Here is a 17,634-nt window from a genome sequence, read left to right on the forward strand (position 1 = left end):
GTTTTATGTATGAAAGAAAAATCCCACCCAACCTGAACTGCGGTCTTGATCTGATTGCAGAAGTATTGTATGGTAAATGGAAAATCCGTTTGCTGTGGTTTATTAATGAAGGATATCAAAGACCCAGCGAGCTGCAGAGAAAGATTCCTGATGCTTCCCGCAGAGTACTGAATGTGCAGCTGAAAGAACTCGAAGAGCATGAACTTGTTACCAAGACAATTTATCCCGTTGTACCTCCAAAAGTGGAATATAAACTTACTGAGTTCGGAGAGACGTTGATTCCGGTAATTGCAGCTTTAGGAAAATGGGGTGATGATCACGAAGAACGCTTACGAACACTAATCCTGAAAAAGCTGGAAAACGGAGCATAAAATGGAGGAAAACATATTTGATTATCAATTTTTACTATTTTACATCTGTTTTGCAAAATCGGATATAATATTTTGATTAAATTTACTACTGTAAAAAATTAATACCCAATGACTTTCGGAGAACAGATGTTATTTTTCTTCAGTGCAGTAGGAGCATTCAACGGACTTCTGCTGGGCATTTATCTGCTGTTTGTTAAAAAACTGAAATACCCTCCGGATTTTTTCCTTGGAATTCTTCTTTTAATGCTAAGCTCAAGAGTAGCGATTTCTGTATGCTTTTATTTTTATCCCGATTTACCCAGAATTATCGCACATCTAGGCCTGTCTGCTTTATTTTTTGCCGGACCTGCTTTATATTATTATGTAAAATCTTCCTTCGAGAAGGATAAGTTTGATTGGAAGAACTGTCAGAAATGGTTTGGGATATTAACCCTTATTTTAGGAGTTGTTGGTTTATTATATCTGGTGTTTCCGATTACATGGGATAACTATTTTGCTACTTTTATTTATACCGTTTGGTCTGTATTTATATTTCTTACAGTCTATCAGTATTATATTTTGCTTAAAGAGAACCGTAAAAGTCCGAACAATTTTGTACTTCCGATTCTGGTCAGCAATGTGATTATATTTTTGAGTTATCAGCTGATTTCGACAGGTTGGGTACAAATCTACTGCGCAGGAGGCAGCCTTGTGTTTTCGTTTGTACTGTATGCCAACTTTTTGATTTTATTTAATAAAAAATACCAGCAGCTTCCCGCAAAAGAAATAGAGAAATACTCCAATAAAAAGATTTCCGGAGAACAAGTCGATGGTTTTGTATCAAAATTAGAACGATTAATGGATACAGAAGAGCTCTATAAAAATCCGAATTTAAAATTGAGCGATCTTGCCTCAAGAATGAATATGTCAGCTCACCAGCTATCCCAATTGTTGAATGATAATCTGGGGAAAAGTTTTGCTACCTGCATCAATGAATACAGGATCAATGAAGCTTGTGAAAAAATAGAAAACGGATCTTATCTCAAAATTGAAGAGATTGGATATGAAGTAGGATTCAATTCCAAATCAACTTTCTTCTCAACTTTCAAGAAAATAAAAAATACAACCCCTCTTTTATACAAGCAATCTCAAACCCTTACTGATCCTAGGTTTCAGAGTTCAAATTTATAATTCAGTACTGCGGAATTTCAATTTCAAAACCGCATTGTTACGGCAAGCCGATACTTTTGATATCATAAAAATTAATATTTATGATGATCAAATTATGGTTTTTGATGCTGCTGTTGTTTATCTCGTTTTTTGGAAAAGCACAACAGGGTGAAGTAAAATCAAAAGTTCCGGATTCTCTGACTGAAGTAAAATCATCCACAACGAATATATCAGAAGTTGTTATCCGGTCTGCTCCACGAAAAATGAAACTGAATGACGGCAATCTGGTATTATCTGTTGCCGGAAACAAAGACTTTAAAACTTCCACTCATCTTCTCGATGTCCTGAGGAAAACTCCTGGTGTAACTGTAGACCAGGAAGACGGAATTTTTGTTGGAGGAAGAATTACCCCGGCTGTTCTTATTGATGGAAAGCCTATAGTGATGAGCAGTCAGGAATTACAGGCTTATTTGCGGTCTTTATCTCCTGAAATGGTAGAATCTATAGAAGTAAATACCAATCCATCTTCGAAATATGATGCTGAATTTAAGGGGATTATTGATATTAAACTAAAAAAGAATATCCGTCTCGGATGGAAAGCCAGCTATAATGGAAATGTATATATCAATAAATTCAACTATCGGGAAAATACACTCAATATATCATATAACACCGGAAAAGTAACCTACAATGTTCAGGCAGGTTATAATGAAGGAATATCAACCTACCGTTATCATGCTTTACAGCGTTTGGCAAATACTAATATTATGCGTACCCAGACTTATCAGGAAGACTTTGGAAAAGCCTACAATCTGCAGGCAGGAGCTGATTTCAGGTTGAATGATAAAAACAGATTAGGATTCAATCTGAGAGGAAACTTCCGGAACAATGACCGTACACGCAACGGTTCACTGTTTACAACAGACAAAAGTGAAACCCAGCTGGTATTGAATACGGCCAGTGAGAATCCTACAGATTATACACAGGACAACTATGGGATGACAACCGATTATTCCTTCCAGAATAAAGGATTTAAGCTAAGTTTTTTAGGGAATTATCTTTCAGTTAAAAATAAACAGAATGATGATTTTATCAATAGGGATCAGGGTACATCGAAAGTACTGTCTTATTGGAAGTCTGACCTGTTTAATAAGATTAATGTTTATACTGCCCAAATAGATGCTTCCCAAAAAATAAATGACATTGATATTGAAGCAGGCGTGAAATACAGTGATTCTGATACGAATAACAATATCAGGTATGATACATTGTCAGTAGGAAATCAATTTGTATTTGATCCTACGCGAAGTAATATATTCTCCTATAAAGAAAAAATATGGGCTGGATATATTGCCTACAGGCAAAAAATCGGGAACGTTCAAATCAATGCAGGATTAAGATTTGAAAATACCAACAGTATTTCCAATGCAGTTACTGCGGATTCTGTTGTTTCCAGGAGCTATCTGAAGTGGCTGCCATCTTTAAGTGTAAGTTACACGTTGAATACCTCCAGTGAACTTTCTCTTTCTTTCAGCAGAAGAATAACGAGACCTGCTTTCTCGCAGCTTAATCCGTTCCGGTTTTATTTCAGTCCGTTAAATTACTGGATAGGAAACCCTTACCTGCTGCCTTCCTTTACCAGCCAGATTAAAGCATCATATCGCTATAAAAACTGGATCACAAGTTTTACTGTTGGAAAAGAACATGATGTGATGACCCGTTATCCACTTTATAATCCGGAAACGAATGTGCTGGAATATTTGGGAACAAATCTTCCCTATCGAAATTTTGCTATTCTGGAGATCAGCTTTCCGGTCAGGATTACAAAATGGTGGAATATCACCAGCCAGATTGCGGGATATTACAATTATGAATTCAGACCCTACCTGGATGAGGTATTTGCGTTGAATATCTATAATTATGAAGTGAGGCTGAATCAGGTATTTTCACTTCCGAAAGGATTTATAGTGAATGTATTTGGCAGTTATGAATCCAAAACAGGTAACAGTCTTTACATCATTAAACCAAGATATACTATAGATGTATCAGTTCAGAAGTCATGGCTTGATAATAAACTGAACACTAAAATTGGTTTTAATAATCTCCTGGATTCATATGAACAGAAACTGGAATTCCGTCATAAACAGATTATGGATAACCGCCTTACCCACTGGTGGGATAGCAGCAGACTCATATTTTCGCTCAGTTATACTCTGGGAAATTCAAAATATCAGGTAAAAGAAACCCAGAAAACAGAAGAAGAGAACAGGACGAGATAAGAAAACCTGCTTGAAAAAAGCAGGTTCTCGTTTTTTATTATGGACATTGGCATCTGTCACATGTCCAGATATAACATTTTCCTGTATCGTCCCATTCGCAACATCTTCTGGCTGTTGAAATTGGTGCTCCTCCCATTACAGATTTTTGTTGCTCTCTTCCTAATTTTTGTGCATTTTTCAGCACCGGATTGTTCTTGTTCATGACTTTGATTTTTGGTGTTAATAGTTACGTTTTATTGTTTATAATTTCGCGAAAATTATATCACTAATATAGGAAATTAAATAATATAATTATCTGTTTTTTTGTTCTTATGTAGATGGAAAATAGTAAGTTGTAGATGTTTTTGGGGCTATTCACTGCGGTTGGCTGAATAGGCAAGGAAATTTTGTTGAACAGTGTTGATTTTAGAAATCAAATTTAATACATAAAATAATGCAAAAGTTTTATAGATAGAGACCTTTACTTATATTTGTAGTATTGCATAAATCTTTATGAGACTAAACATTAAAAACGAAACGGGTAGGCTGAAGTCAGTAGTTCTAGGCCAGCCTAATTCATTGGGGCCAGTTCCCACGCTAGAGGAAAGTTATGACGCAAAGTCATATTACTCAATCGAACACAACATTTATCCTAAAGAAGAGGATATTATCAATGAAATGAACGCTTTTGAAGCAGTTTTAAAAAAGTATGACGTTGAAGTACTTCGTCCAAGTATCATTAAAGACTATAACCAGGTTTTTTCAAGAGATGTAGCTTTTGTGATTGATGACAAGATGATCATTTCCAATGTGATTGCAGACAGAGCAGACGAGCAGGAAGCATACAAAAGCGTTTTTGAAAAAGTAGCATGGAGAAAAATTATCAATCTTCCGGAAACAGCACACATTGAAGGAGGGGATGTAATCGTATGGAATGACTTTATTTTCATCGGAACCTGCTTCAGCGAAGATTACAGAAACTATAAGACGGCAAGAACCAACGAGTATGCCATTGAAATCTTAAAAGAATATTTTCCAAAGAAAAGAATCATAGACCTTGAATTGAAGAAAAATGATAAAATTCCGTTTGAAGGTATCCTGCATTTGGATTGTACATTCAATCCGATAGGAGAAGACAAATGTATCATTTATAAAAACGGATTTGTGGATGAAAGCGATTACCGTTTAATCATCGATATTTTCGGAGAAGAAAACTGCTTCCATATCAATGATGAAGAAATGTTTGAAATGTTTCCGAATATTTTCTCTATTTCTCCTGATGTAGTAGTTTCAGACAAAGCATTCACCAGAATGAATGACCATTTGAGAAACGAATGGGGAATGACTGTTGAAGAAATTCCTTACAGAGAAATCTCTAAAATGGGTGGATTGTTGAGGTGTTCTACAATGCCGCTTGTGAGAGAATAATGAAGTGGGAGAGTTTTAGGGTTTGAGAGTGGAGGAGTTTAACCTTTCAATCTTCAATTTTTTAATTTTTAAATCAAAAAAATGCAAACAACAGATACAGTATTAATGATAGAGCCGATTGCATTCGGTTACAATGCTGAGACAGCAAAAAATAATTACTTTCAGGTAGAACAGACAGGATCTGATATTCAGTCAAAAGCTTTGGCTGAGTTCAGTACTTTTGTTGGAAAGCTGAGAGAAAAGGGAATTAATGTAATCACCATAAAAGATACTCTGGATCCACATACTCCGGATTCTATCTTCCCGAATAACTGGGTAAGTTTCCATAAAGACGGGAAAGTGGTTTTATATCCGATGTTCGCATCCAACAGACGAGTGGAAAGAAGAGAAGATATTATTGAAACCATCGAAGCTCAAGGATTTGAAGTGACTGAAATTGATGACTGGTCTTTCTCTGAAACTCAGGGACATTTCCTGGAAGGAACGGGAAGTATGATCTTTGACCACGATAATAAAATCGCTTACGGTTCAGTTTCTTTGAGGCTGGATGAAAAACTGTTCAGAGAATTCTGTGCAAAATTCGGATTTACTCCCGTTGTTTTTCATTCATTCCAGACCGTAGGGACAGAAAGACTTCCTATCTATCACACCAATGTAATGATGTGTGTGGCAGATCAATTTGTCGTAATCTGTCTTGATTGTATTGATGATGAGCTGGAAAGAGAAAAAGTAATAGAAACCATTAAAGGTTCAAGAAAAGAAATTATTGAAATTTCTGAAGAACAGATGCAGCAGTTTGCAGGAAATATGCTTCAGGTTCAAAACAAAGAGAGTGAAAAATTCCTGGTGATGAGCCAGACTGCTTATCAGTCTTTATCTTCAGAACAGGTAGCCGCAATTGAAAAATACTGCGAAATTATCTATTCAGACCTGAATACCATTGAAGTAAATGGTGGCGGAAGCGCAAGATGTATGCTTGCTGAGGTTTTTCTTCCAAAAAAATAATATATTTACGAAAAAATTAATTGAACCCATTATCAAGTAAAGGTTTACATATTCTTCTGACTTTGGAAACAGAGTCAGAAGATTTGTTATTAGACAGCAAAGGTTTTCTGACGTTTACAGAAGAAATTCTGAAAACAAAAGATGTAGAAATTGTAGGAGTCACCAATCATATTTTTGAAAATGATAGTTTTACTTCCGCAGTGATCCTGAAAGAGTCTCACCTTTGTATCCATACGTGGCCGGAATTTAAACAGCTTACTTTTGATGTTTTTCTTTGCAATTATACGCAGGACAATACCACAAAAGTAGAGCAGATTGCAGATGAAGTAGTTCAGTATTTTAAAGCTAATACCATTCAGAAACACAAAATTTACAGATAACAAATGCACTATGTCTGCCCAGCATGCGAATCAGAAAATAAATTAGATCTTACTTTTCCTATTGAGGAATATGTTTGCCAAACCTGCTCTCACCTCATTGATGCAGCCGGAAATAAGAAGACCAAACATTTGAAAGTGCCGACAGAAAACGTTGTATTGGATGTCGGACAGAAAGGGAAAATTGAAGATGTAGAATATACCGTTGTAGCAATTGTTGTCAGGAAATACGGAAACAGTATTTTCTGGCGTGAATACTCTTTAAAAGATAATAAGGGAAATGATGCTTTCCTAAGTGAAAGTGACGGACATTGGGTTTTTATAATTCCAATGCATCCTGACGATTTTAAAAGTAAAGATTCAAAATTACCAACCTATGCCGGACGAACTTATCGCTGGTACGAAAATACACCATGCAGTATCGATGCCGCCGCCGGGTTTTTTGATGAACATCTGGATTTCAGCATTGCTACCTACAAAGAATATGTCAACGGAACCCGTATGATCTCTCAGGAGAAGACCAGCAAGAAAAGCCAGTACTTCTATGGAGTTCACATTTCAAAACACGACGTTAAAAGAGCTTTTAAAATAGCTCATATGCCCTATTATACGGGAGTTGGAATCGTTCAGCCTTATTATTTCAACATAAGGCAGGTGGTCAACATCTTTTGTGCGGCAGCATTGATGATATGTCTGCTTCAGCTCTATGTTTATACTTCAAGAACGAACGAAACCGTTTTTGCGGAGACCATCAATTTTGCAGATGTACAGGGTAAAGAAATGGTGAGCAAAAGTTTTACCCTTTCAGGAGGCTCAGCACCATTAAAGGTGAGTGCATTTTCAGGTGTTGATAATTCCTGGGCGAATATCCAGCTGAGTCTTGTGAATGAAAATACCAATGAAATTATTTATACCTCTAAAGATATCGAACAGTATCATGGTTATGAAGATGGGGAAAGCTGGTCAGAAGGAAGTCAGTCTGAGGAATTCAACCTTTGTGGGGTAAGCTCAGGAAAATATCACTTTCTTATCTCTGCAGAGAAGGAAGGTTCTTTACCTGCCTTTTCCAACCTTCAGTCTCCGGATTCAAAAGTGATGATATCCCGTGATAAATCAGGAACTATAGAGATCACCGACCTACTTAAGGCCCAAACTACAACCTTTGCAGACGGAAAGACTCTGGAAAAAGATACAACAGAATTGGGTAAACTGGTAAAAGCATCGTTCGGAACTTCAAAAATAGATTCTCTGATCAATGCTGAAGCACCTAAGCCTACTACAGATCCTACATCAGGCAATACCTATGTGCAGCTCAAAGCAACCTGGCTTCCCGTTTCATTCTGGAATTTCGGATTTATTTTATTCATAATGGTTGCTCTTTTTGTGGCTATGTGGATAGGAAGACATTTCTTTAATGTCAATAAATGGAAAAACAGTTCAAACACTCCTTATTCCGCATCATGATGACTACTATATTAAATTACATAAGACAAAACTGGATTCTCTGTCTGATCGGAGGATTTTTCATGACCTGGTTCGTATACCTTACTTATCAGGGAAATCAGGTCTGCGACTGTGCCAAAACGGAAACATACCGCGACGGAACTACCAGAAGCCATTCCAGAGTAGGATTCTACAGATACTATCACAAATAAAAATATAAAAACTATGGACAACATTAATTTCTTACCCATATTAAACTCGGTTCTTTACTCATTCTTAGGAATCGCAATTCTTCTCGTGTGCTATTTCATCATCGAAAAGCTTACACCGGAGAAAACTTGGCATGAGATCGCTCAGAACAAAAATATAGCACTGGCTATTGTCTTCGGGGCATTTATCATCGGAATTTCAATGATTATAAGCGCTGCAATTCATGGATAAGAAGAGGATTCCTCTTGAGCTGCTTTTATTGTTTTCAGTATTCGTCATTGCTACATGTGGATTGATTTATGAGCTGGTGGCCGGAGCCCTGGCGAGCTATCTTTTAGGAGACTCTGTAAAGCAGTTTTCTTTCATTATCGGGGTATATCTCTTTTCAATGGGAGTAGGTTCCTATCTTGCGAAATTCATCAAAGGAAATCTTATTGATAAATTCATTGAGATCGAAATTCTTGTAGGAATCGTTGGCGGAATCAGCTCTGTGGTGCTGTTTATTTTGTTTAATACTCTGGCACACTTTGAAAGCGTTCTATATCTTTTTGTCTTTTTTACAGGCTGCCTCGTCGGAGTGGAAATACCGCTTCTGATGAACATTCTGAAAGACAGAGTACAGTTTAAAGATTTAGTTTCAAATGTATTTGCATTCGATTATATCGGGGCTTTATTAGCATCGATTCTTTTTCCGTTGGTTTTGATTCCAAAACTGGGAATTGTAAAGACACCTTTGTTTTTTGGATTGATTAATATCTCTATTGCGATATTTTTATGCTATTATCTTACCAAGGAATTGTCAAAACCCTTGTCCTTAAAAGTAAAATCTATAGCAGCATTTGCATTTCTGTTAGGACTTTTCTTTTTCTCAGATACGATTTTATCGTACTCTGAAGAAAAACTATACGGTGAAAACGTAGTCTATACCAAAAGTTCACCCTATCAAAGAATCGTTTTAACGAGAAATACTCACGAATTTCGTTTATATCTGAATAACAACTTACAGTTTTCATCCACCGATGAATACCGCTATCACGAAGCATTGGTACATCCTGCGATGTCTATGGCAAAAAACATTGATAACGTTCTGATTCTTGGTGGTGGTGATGGTTTTGCAGCCAGAGAAGTATTGAAATACAAAGACGTTAAAAAAGTAACACTCGTAGATTTGGATGGTGAAATGACTCAGTTTTTTAAGACCAACGAAACCATGCGCAGGCTGAATCAAAGCTCTTTTTCCAATCCGAAAGTAGAAATCATCAATAAAGACGCTTACATTTGGGTAAAAGACAGCAAAAAGAAATTTGATGTCATTATCATCGACTTTCCGGATCCGTCCAATTACAGCTTAGGAAAATTATATTCTCTGCAGTTTTATAAAGAACTGGAGAAGCTGACAACGCTTGATACCAAAATTGTAGTTCAGACCACCTCTCCATATTTTGCTCCGAAATCATTCTGGTGCATCGAAAAAACAATCAATCAGATTTTTCCTTTCACGTCAGCATATCACACCTATGTTCCGTCTTTTGGAGAATGGGGATTTTCTATGGCTTCATTTGAACCTGTCAATAACAGAGTCTACAGAAAGCTTCCCGGTTTAAAATACTATGATTACGATTTTTCACAAATGGCCTATTTTAATAAAGATATGAAAGTGAGAGACGTAGAAGTTAACCGTCTGGATAACCAGATATTAGTCCGTTATTTCGATGAAGAGTGGGGGAAAGTACAGTAGAAAGGATTTTCTTAAAACTATATTTTTAGGTAGCCTGATGCTTCCCTTTTTGCAGTATTGCGGAAAGAAAGTAAAATCATTGCTGCTTAAAATCACCGGGACAAACCATGTTCTCGGTCATAAGCTGTGGGCTAAAGATTTTCCACAGTTTTCAGAAGTTATCCACACGAAATATCTTATCGTTGGCGGTGGAATTTCCGGACTTTCTGCATGCCGATTTTTCAGCCAGAATAATGAACAGGATTATCTTCTTTTGGAAATGGAAAACCATCTGGGAGGAAATTCTTCCAACGGACAAAATTCATTTTCAAAATTTCCTTTAGGTGCGCATTATTTACCCTTACCTAATAAGGAGAACGTAGAAATTATAGACTTTTTAAAAGAATGTGGAATCTGCATTGGAACAGAAGAAAATGGTGAACCTGTTCTTGATGAATACCAAATGACTTTTCCACAGCAGGAAAGATTGTTTTATAAGAATTCATGGCAAAATGATATTGTGCCTCAAAGAGGTATTTCAGCAATAACCCAGCAAGAGCTTAACCGCTTTTTTAAGTTGATGGATGAACTTCGTGTAAAGAAAGATGCACAGGGGAAATATTGGTTTGCCATTCCGGTGCACGATTCAAGCAGGGAAGATGAGGTTGTAAAGCTTGAAAAAATCATTTTCAAAGACTGGCTTAAGGAAAATAACTATCACTCTGAAGAACTTCTCTGGCTGCTGGATTATTCCTGCAGAGACGATTTCGGATTAGGAATAGACTACGTTTCTGCGTGGGCGGGAATTCATTATTTTGCCGGTAGAAAAAACAACTGGAGCACGAAATATAAAGATCAGGTATTCACATGGCCGGAAGGAAATGCAAGGCTTGCCAACCACTTTTCAAAGTACACAGAAGGAAAACACATGCCAGGAAATCTGGTTTTTGGTGTAAAAATCAATGATAAAGTTGAGGTCTTAAGTTTTGATAATACTCAAAAGAAAACAAAAAAAATCATTGCTGATAAAGTGCTGTTTGCAACACCTCAGTTTGTGAATGAAAGAATTTTTAATCAAAAAAAAGCCTCGTCATTTCATTATGTTCCGTGGCTTTTAACAACGATTACGCTGAAAAACGAATTCGGAGGAGATGAAGAACTCGCCTGGGATAATGTGATCTATGGATCTTCCGGTTTGGGATATATCTTTGACCAACATCAGAATCTGAACCAGATTATAGGTGAGAAAGTGATTACCCACTATAAAAGCTTTTCAACAGCAGACTGTAAGAAAGCAAGGAAACAACTTTATGCTATGAAAGATGCTGAACTGAAAGATTTAGTTTTAAATGATCTGAAGAAAGCGCATCCTCTGATAGAAGATTTTATTCTCGAAATGCAGTTTCATAAAATAGGACACGCCATGATTGCTCCTGTTCCCAATCAGATCTTTGGGGAAAATACAAGAATGGCGAAAGAACCTGTGGAAGACAAAATTTTCTTTGCCCATTCCGATCTTTCAGGAATATCTATTTTTGAAGAAGCCTTTTATCAGGGAATCCGGACTGCAGAACAAATGATATAAAATAATACAATGAAACAGCCGTGGATACATAACGCAAAAACAGACTGGTGGTTTATCTTATCACCACCTTTTGTTGTATTGTTGATTATTTTTCTTTTTCAGAAACAAATTCAAGAGTTAGAAAATCATTATTCCTTTTACACATGGCTTTTCCTGATCGTTTTTGTGGATGTGGCGCATGTATATTCTACCCTGTTCAAAACCTATTTTGTAAAGGGAGAAATACAGAAAAATAAATGGCTTTATCTCGGAATTCCTGCAATAAGCTGGATTTTAGGGATTATCCTGTTTCAGTTTGGGAGTCTGACATTCTGGTCGGTCCTGGCATTGATAGCCGTTTTTCATTTTATACGCCAGCAATATGGTTTTATGAGGATCTATGCCCGCTTTGAACCCAATAACTGGAGCAAAAAAATAGATGAGGTTGCTGTTTACTCCGCTACTGTTTATCCGATGTTGTACTGGTTTAAAACTCCTCGTGCTTTTACCTGGTTTCTCAACAATGAGTTTGACTGGCTTCAAAATCTTCCAAACTATCTTCCTCTGATTACGATTGCGTATTTTACAATTCTGCTCATTTGGATCATTAAAACTGTTTTCGAAGCTTTTAAAACAAGAAATATTAATATCCCGAAAATCGCATTGATCACCGGAACTTTTCTTTCCTGGTATTTTGGGGTTGTCTATTTCAATAATGACCTTCTGTTTACTTTTCTGAATGTAGTTTCTCACGGAATTCCTTATATCGCATTGATTTATATCCGGGAAATCCAACAAAAGGAAAATGGCCAGCTGAACAGAATGCAGGTTTTTAAATCTTTTTCAGGAATATTTTTATTTATAGGAGTTATTTTAGGTTTCGCCTTTTTGGAAGAATTTTTATGGGAAACTTTGGTATGGAACGAACATTTTTCCCTGAATGTAATTATTTCAGAAAAATTGTTTCAGTTTCTCGTTCCTTTATTGGTGGTTCCGCAGCTTACTCATTATCTGCTTGATGGCTTTATTTGGAGAAAACCAAAAAAAGTTAGTTAACTTTGCGGTAATCTTTAAAATCTAATAATGAGACAATACTTTCTGTCATTAGCAATTTTTCTTGGAATGATTGTAGGGGCTCAGCAGAAAACGTTCTGTAATCCCATTAATATTGATTATGGTTATACCCCTTTCGAAGTTTTTTCAAAACAGGGAAAACACCGTGCTACGGCAGATCCGGTAATTGTTAATTTTAAGAATAAACTGTTTCTTTTTTCTACCAATCAGGAAGGATACTGGTACAGTGATGATATGCTGGACTGGAAATTTGTCAAACGCAAATTTTTAAGAGATAATAAATATACTCATGACCTTAATGCTCCGGCTGTCTGGGCAATGAAAGATACGCTGTACGTCTATGGCTCTACCTGGGAGCAGGATTTTCCGATCTGGAAAAGTACAAACCCAACGAAAGACGATTGGAAAATTGCTGTAGATACTTTAAAAGTAGGAGCTTGGGATCCGGCATTCCATTATGATGAAGATAAAAATAAACTGTATCTGTACTGGGGCTCAAGTAACGAATGGCCATTGCTGGGAACAGAGGTGAAAGTGAAAAATCTTCAGTCTGAAGGTTTCGTAAAGCCTATTATTAAGCTAAAACCTGAAGATCATGGCTGGGAACGTTTTGGGGAATATAATGATAATGTTTTTCTTCAGCCTTTTGTAGAAGGGGCCTGGATGACAAAACACAACGGGAAATATTATATGCAGTATGGTGCTCCGGCTACGGAATTCAGTGGATATTCTGATGGAGTATACGTAAGCAAAAGTCCTTTGGAAGGCTTCGAATATCAGCAGCATAATCCATTTTCCTACAAACCGGGAGGTTTTGCCAGAGGAGCAGGACACGGCGCTACGTTTGAAGACAATTATAAAAACTGGTGGCACATTTCGACCATCTTTATTTCAACCAAAAATAATTTTGAAAGAAGGCTCGGAATCTGGCCTGCAGGTTTTGATAAAGATGATGTGATGTACTGTAACACGGCTTATGGAGATTATCCAACTTATCTTCCGCAGTATGCACAAGGGAAAGATTTTACTAAAGGTCTTTTTGCCGGATGGATGCTGTTAAATTATAATAAACCTGTTCAGGTTTCATCTACTTTAGGAGGTTATCAGCCCAATAATGCGGTAGATGAAGATATCAAAACATATTGGAGTGCCAAAACCGGGAATTCAGGAGAATGGTTTCAGACGGATCTTGGTGAAGTTTCCACCATCAATGCCATTCAGATCAATTATGCGGATCAGAATGCTGAGTTTATGGGGAAAACCTTAGGGAAAATGCATCAGTATAAAATCTACGGTTCCAATGATGGGAAGAAATGGAATGTGATTGTAGATAAAAGCAAAAACACAAAAGACGTTCCTCATGACTATGTTGAGCTTGAACAACCTGCAAAAGCCCGTTTCCTGAAAATGGAAAACCTGAAAATGCCTACCGGAAAATTTGCATTAAGCGGTTTCAGAGTGTTTGGAAAAGGAGCTGGGAAACAGCCTGCTAAAGTAGAAGGGTTTGTGCCTTTAAGAGCTGATCCCAAAAAGTATGGTGAAAGAAGAAGTATCTGGATGAAATGGCAGCAGAACCCTGATGCAGATGGCTATGTAATCTATTTCGGTAAGACTCCTGATAAATTGTATGGAAGCATTATGGTCTACGGGAAAAATGAATATTTCTTTACAGGAGCAGACAGAACAGATGCCTACTATTTCCAGATTGAAGCTTTCAATGCGAATGGCGTTTCAGAAAGAACAGCCGTTGCAAAATCTGAATAGATTGAATTAAAAAATAAATGAGTAACACGTTTTGAAAAATCAGAACGTGTTATTTTTTGTCTGTTTTTTTAAGAAAAGCTTCAATTTTATTGATGAGAAACTCACCATTGGGTTGTCTATCCCAATCCAAGTGTCCACCATCGAATTGATAAGTTTCATAGATAACATGATTTTTATTTAAAACAGAATCTAAGATTTTTCCTTGTGAAGAAGGAATAACACGATCTGAATTTCCATAATAAGATAAAGTAGGAGGGGAGTTTTTATTTATCCATTTGACAGGGCTTGCGAAATCTATTCTGGATGTTCCCGGTTTCGGTATGCGAGGGTCTACAAGCCTTCTTTCAACAAAAGAATATTCCTGATAGTTTTTGAAACCAGAATCAGAGAGGTCAGTAGGTCCCACAATATTAATAACGGCTTTTACTTTCTTATCAGTATCGAATTTATAAGAATACAACATAGATAAATGGGCTCCAGCACTATTACCAAGTAATATAAACTTAGGACTGTATTTAAGTTTCTTTTCTAAAAAAGCGGAAACATCTTTAATGTCATTTATTTGATTGGGTAATCCATACTGGGTTTCTGAAGCGAGTCTGTAATTCATATTGACAAAAATATAATCAGGAAATCTTTGCATCATAGAAAGAGTGAAAAAAGTGAGCTGTGACTTATCCCCAGCACGCCAGCCACCACCATGAATAATGATGAAAACTTCCTTTCCCTTTCCTGACTTTGTATTTGGAATATAAAGATCCATTATTTGGTCAGAATTTTTCCCATAGTGAATATTTTCCTCCTTATCAAAGCTGACACCTTTACCTAGCTTTATCTTTTTTTCTTTACAGCTTGTCAATAGAAAGAGCAGGCTCAGGCAAATTAAAATAATATTTATATCCTTTTTCATAGCTATTAAATATAAAAAAATCCGCTGAAAAGAATCAGCGGATACCGTAAGAATAATTGAATATGAAGAAAGATAATCTTTATCTTGTTCTGCTTTTAATAGCATCTGAAGCGCCTTCGATGTCTCTTACCTTTTTCACTTTCTGGTTCCCGAAATTGTAGGTAAGGCTTACCGTAAAACTTCTGTTGTATCGGTTTTGGTGGATGTAATTGTAATTTCCGTTATCCTGAAAATCTTCAATTTTAACGATGTTGGTATTCAGAACATCATTTACATTCACTGCAAAGGTCCAGTCGTTCCACATTTTCTTCAAGCTGAGGTCTAAACTCATTAAACCTTTCAGTAATCCAAGCTCGATCTGCTGCTTGTCTACGAAGAAATAATTAACTCCAAAGAACCATGTTTTCTTTTTATCAAGACGAATGGTGTTGTTGGTCTGAATCAAAAGACTGGTAGAATTCGTTTTGTTGGTGTAAGCGATATCTTTACCATCCTGGTTTCTGAATCGGTCTCCTGTAGTAGGATCCACATCGAGACTTCCATTGTTGATATTATGCTGAACTCCGATGTTGAAATTGGTGGTCCAGTATTGTTTAAAAAATGACTTCTGAATACCTACCATGGCAGACATTTCCTGCTTATCTCCAAAATTGGTTCTGATGTATCTCAATACAGGATTAGTCCCCACCGTACCATCCGGTGATACAGGATATCCCTGCAGCGGAACCTGAGTGATAGCATCTTTAATATAGGAATGGTTTACAATCAGGAAATATGAATTTTTAAACATATATGTAAGTTCCTGGTTATAAGTAGAGGAAGCTTTTACAAATGGGTTGTTCTGTGTATAGTTATCATCCGTCAGGATATTTCTTACAGGATTGATTTCCCAGAAACTAGGTCTTCTCATTCTGCTTGAAAAAGAGTACGAAATATTGTTTTTATCGTTGATAGCGTAATTGAAACTTAAATAAGGAAGTAAGTTATTGTAATTTCTTTCAATCCTTTTAAGTTCGTCTGTAGGAGCATTATCAGAAGTTCCGAGACTGTTTGTAATTTCATATCTCGCCCCGATTTTTCCGGAAATTTTATCCGAGAATTTCTTTTCTACAGTAAGGTATGCTCCGTAAATATTTTCATCATAAATAAAGTGATTCGGTCTTGGGTCCGGAGATTTTGCGGGATCAAAAGAATACGTAATGTTTTTAGAATCGTTGTCTGTTTTGGTTTTGTTGTAATTTCCTCCTATAGAGATCGTCAGGTCATTTTTAAATTTCTGAATATAATCTACCATTCCGGAGAAGTTATTAATGATCTGAGGTAGATCCTGAAATACTTGTGTTGTCATATTTCCAGTTCCCATATTCGCATCAGACATATACGTTCTGTTGTCTGTAAACTGGAATCTTTTATAATTAAGATAAGCTGCATTTACATTAAGCTTACTGCCAAGAGAATCAGTTTTTAACTCATAATTTAAGTTCAGTGAATTGTTATAAGATCTTGCATCTTCTTTGTTTTTAGACCATGTATATTTTGTGCCGTCTTCTGTCTTGATTGTATTGAAAAGATTGACTGTTGAATTATAGCTTTTATTCGCCCATGTGTTCCATGACAAAGCCAGATTACTTTTTTCATTCAGCTGATAATCAATATTCAGATAGCCACCTAGATTTTTATTAGGATCATCAATATCTCCTGTGGATTGATTAGAAGTTTTAGCCGTACCATTTCTTAAAGTGTAGGTTTGTGCTTCAATATTTTCTCCACCGCTAAGATTGGCGCTCACTCCCAGCTTACCTTTTCTGTAATTGGCAGAGAAGCTGGCCTGGCTTCCGTTGTATTTATTGGTGGTATTAGACATTCTCATGTTTCCGCTAAGGCCATCACTCATTTTTTTCTTGAGAACGATGTTGATGATCCCATCGGATGATTCTACCTGAAACTCACTTCCCGGAACGGTAATCACTTCAATTTTCTGAATGTTTTCTGCCGGAGTATTTTTCAGGAACTGTGCCAGAGACTCAGAATCCATATTGGTTTTTCTTCCGTTGATATAGATCAGAGCATTGTTTTTTCCAGCGATTTTCAATGTTTTATCATCTGTTGAAGATAATAGCGGAGTCTGCTTTAGCAGATCAAACGTGGTATTTCCTTTGGCTACGGGGGAAGCTGCTACATCATATACAAAACGGTCACTTTGTTTTTTGAAAACCTGTTTTGTAATGGTAATTCCTTCTATATTTTTTGTTTTTGCCGTGTCAGCTTTCTTTTCCTGAGCAAATGCGCATGTACCGAATACGATGGCCATTGACAAAATTATACGTTTCATGTTGTTTTTATTTAAGAGTGGATGTAGTGATA

The 17,634-nt window shown here is 36.6% G+C and carries 16 protein-coding genes; 13 read left to right on the top strand and 3 right to left on the bottom strand.

Going from position 1 to position 17,634, the window contains the following annotated elements; all coding sequences use genetic code 11:
* The first annotated feature begins 5 nt into the window (after positions 1-5).
* The 3 genes from LKL37_RS17585 (at position 6) to LKL37_RS17595 (ending at position 3,799) form a co-directional block, all read left to right on the top strand.
* The gene (locus LKL37_RS17585) at positions 6-371 is read left to right on the top strand and encodes a winged helix-turn-helix transcriptional regulator (protein ID WP_431611765.1); all 366 of its coding nucleotides are present in this window, start codon (positions 6-8) and stop codon (positions 369-371) included.
* 108 nt (positions 372-479) lie between these two features.
* Positions 480-1,541 (top strand): helix-turn-helix domain-containing protein, encoded by a 1,062-nt coding sequence (locus tag LKL37_RS17590; RefSeq protein ID WP_431611766.1) that lies wholly within the window; start codon positions 480-482, stop codon positions 1,539-1,541.
* A gap of 80 nt (positions 1,542-1,621) precedes the next feature.
* Positions 1,622-3,799, top strand: a complete 2,178-nt coding sequence (locus LKL37_RS17595; RefSeq protein ID WP_431611767.1) for a TonB-dependent receptor domain-containing protein — start codon at positions 1,622-1,624, stop codon at positions 3,797-3,799.
* A 37-nt stretch (positions 3,800-3,836) separates the two neighbouring features.
* Here the strand turns inward: LKL37_RS17595 and LKL37_RS17600 are convergent, their stop codons facing one another.
* A complete protein-coding gene (locus LKL37_RS17600; RefSeq protein WP_165790500.1) occupies positions 3,837-4,001 on the bottom strand; it encodes a hypothetical protein in 165 nt (54 codons plus the stop codon).
* A 290-nt stretch (positions 4,002-4,291) separates the two neighbouring features.
* Between LKL37_RS17600 and LKL37_RS17605 the strand changes: the two genes are divergently transcribed.
* The 10 genes from LKL37_RS17605 to LKL37_RS17650 all read left to right on the top strand — a co-directional run bounded on the left by LKL37_RS17605 (position 4,292) and on the right by LKL37_RS17650 (position 14,360).
* The gene (locus tag LKL37_RS17605; RefSeq protein WP_431611768.1) at positions 4,292-5,206 is read left to right on the top strand and encodes a dimethylarginine dimethylaminohydrolase family protein; all 915 of its coding nucleotides are present in this window, start codon (positions 4,292-4,294) and stop codon (positions 5,204-5,206) included.
* A gap of 81 nt (positions 5,207-5,287) precedes the next feature.
* Complete coding sequence (gene ctlX, locus LKL37_RS17610; protein WP_431611770.1) at positions 5,288-6,211, top strand: citrulline utilization hydrolase CtlX; 924 nt, start codon at positions 5,288-5,290, stop codon at positions 6,209-6,211.
* 20 nt (positions 6,212-6,231) lie between these two features.
* Positions 6,232-6,591, top strand: coding sequence for an S-adenosylmethionine decarboxylase family protein (locus tag LKL37_RS17615; RefSeq protein ID WP_047380623.1), 360 nt, complete (start codon positions 6,232-6,234; stop codon positions 6,589-6,591).
* A gap of 3 nt (positions 6,592-6,594) precedes the next feature.
* Entirely contained in the window at positions 6,595-8,052 is a 1,458-nt protein-coding gene (locus LKL37_RS17620) for a DUF4178 domain-containing protein (protein ID WP_431611771.1), read from the top strand.
* Entirely contained in the window at positions 8,049-8,243 is a 195-nt protein-coding gene (locus LKL37_RS17625; protein WP_431611773.1) for a hypothetical protein, read from the top strand. The genes LKL37_RS17620 and LKL37_RS17625 overlap by 4 nt, the downstream gene beginning before the upstream one ends.
* A gap of 13 nt (positions 8,244-8,256) precedes the next feature.
* On the top strand, positions 8,257-8,472 hold the full coding sequence (locus LKL37_RS17630; RefSeq protein ID WP_045491052.1) for a DUF350 domain-containing protein: 216 nt from the start codon (positions 8,257-8,259) through the stop codon (positions 8,470-8,472).
* Complete coding sequence (locus tag LKL37_RS17635; RefSeq protein WP_431611774.1) at positions 8,465-9,979, top strand: polyamine aminopropyltransferase; 1,515 nt, start codon at positions 8,465-8,467, stop codon at positions 9,977-9,979. Before LKL37_RS17630 ends, LKL37_RS17635 begins: the two co-directional genes overlap by 8 nt.
* Positions 9,980-10,016: 37 nt before the next feature.
* Positions 10,017-11,543, top strand: a complete 1,527-nt coding sequence (locus LKL37_RS17640) for an NAD(P)-binding protein (RefSeq protein ID WP_431611775.1) — start codon at positions 10,017-10,019, stop codon at positions 11,541-11,543.
* A 9-nt stretch (positions 11,544-11,552) separates the two neighbouring features.
* Entirely contained in the window at positions 11,553-12,578 is a 1,026-nt protein-coding gene (locus LKL37_RS17645) for a hypothetical protein (RefSeq protein WP_431611776.1), read from the top strand.
* A gap of 27 nt (positions 12,579-12,605) precedes the next feature.
* On the top strand, positions 12,606-14,360 hold the full coding sequence (locus LKL37_RS17650; protein ID WP_431611777.1) for a discoidin domain-containing protein: 1,755 nt from the start codon (positions 12,606-12,608) through the stop codon (positions 14,358-14,360).
* Positions 14,361-14,409: 49 nt separating this feature from the next.
* On the opposite strand, the gene LKL37_RS17655 is transcribed toward LKL37_RS17650, so the two are convergent.
* Positions 14,410-15,375, bottom strand: coding sequence for an alpha/beta hydrolase fold domain-containing protein (locus LKL37_RS17655; protein WP_431611778.1), 966 nt, complete (start codon positions 15,373-15,375; stop codon positions 14,410-14,412).
* Positions 15,350-17,602, bottom strand: coding sequence for a TonB-dependent receptor domain-containing protein (locus LKL37_RS17660; protein WP_431611779.1), 2,253 nt, complete (start codon positions 17,600-17,602; stop codon positions 15,350-15,352). The genes LKL37_RS17655 and LKL37_RS17660 overlap by 26 nt, the downstream gene beginning before the upstream one ends.
* Positions 17,603-17,634: the final 32 nt, after the last annotated feature.

Origin of the sequence: Chryseobacterium sp. 'Rf worker isolate 10' (assembly GCF_050753305.1) — a bacterium.
Classification (GTDB): Bacteria; Bacteroidota; Bacteroidia; order Flavobacteriales; family Weeksellaceae; genus Chryseobacterium.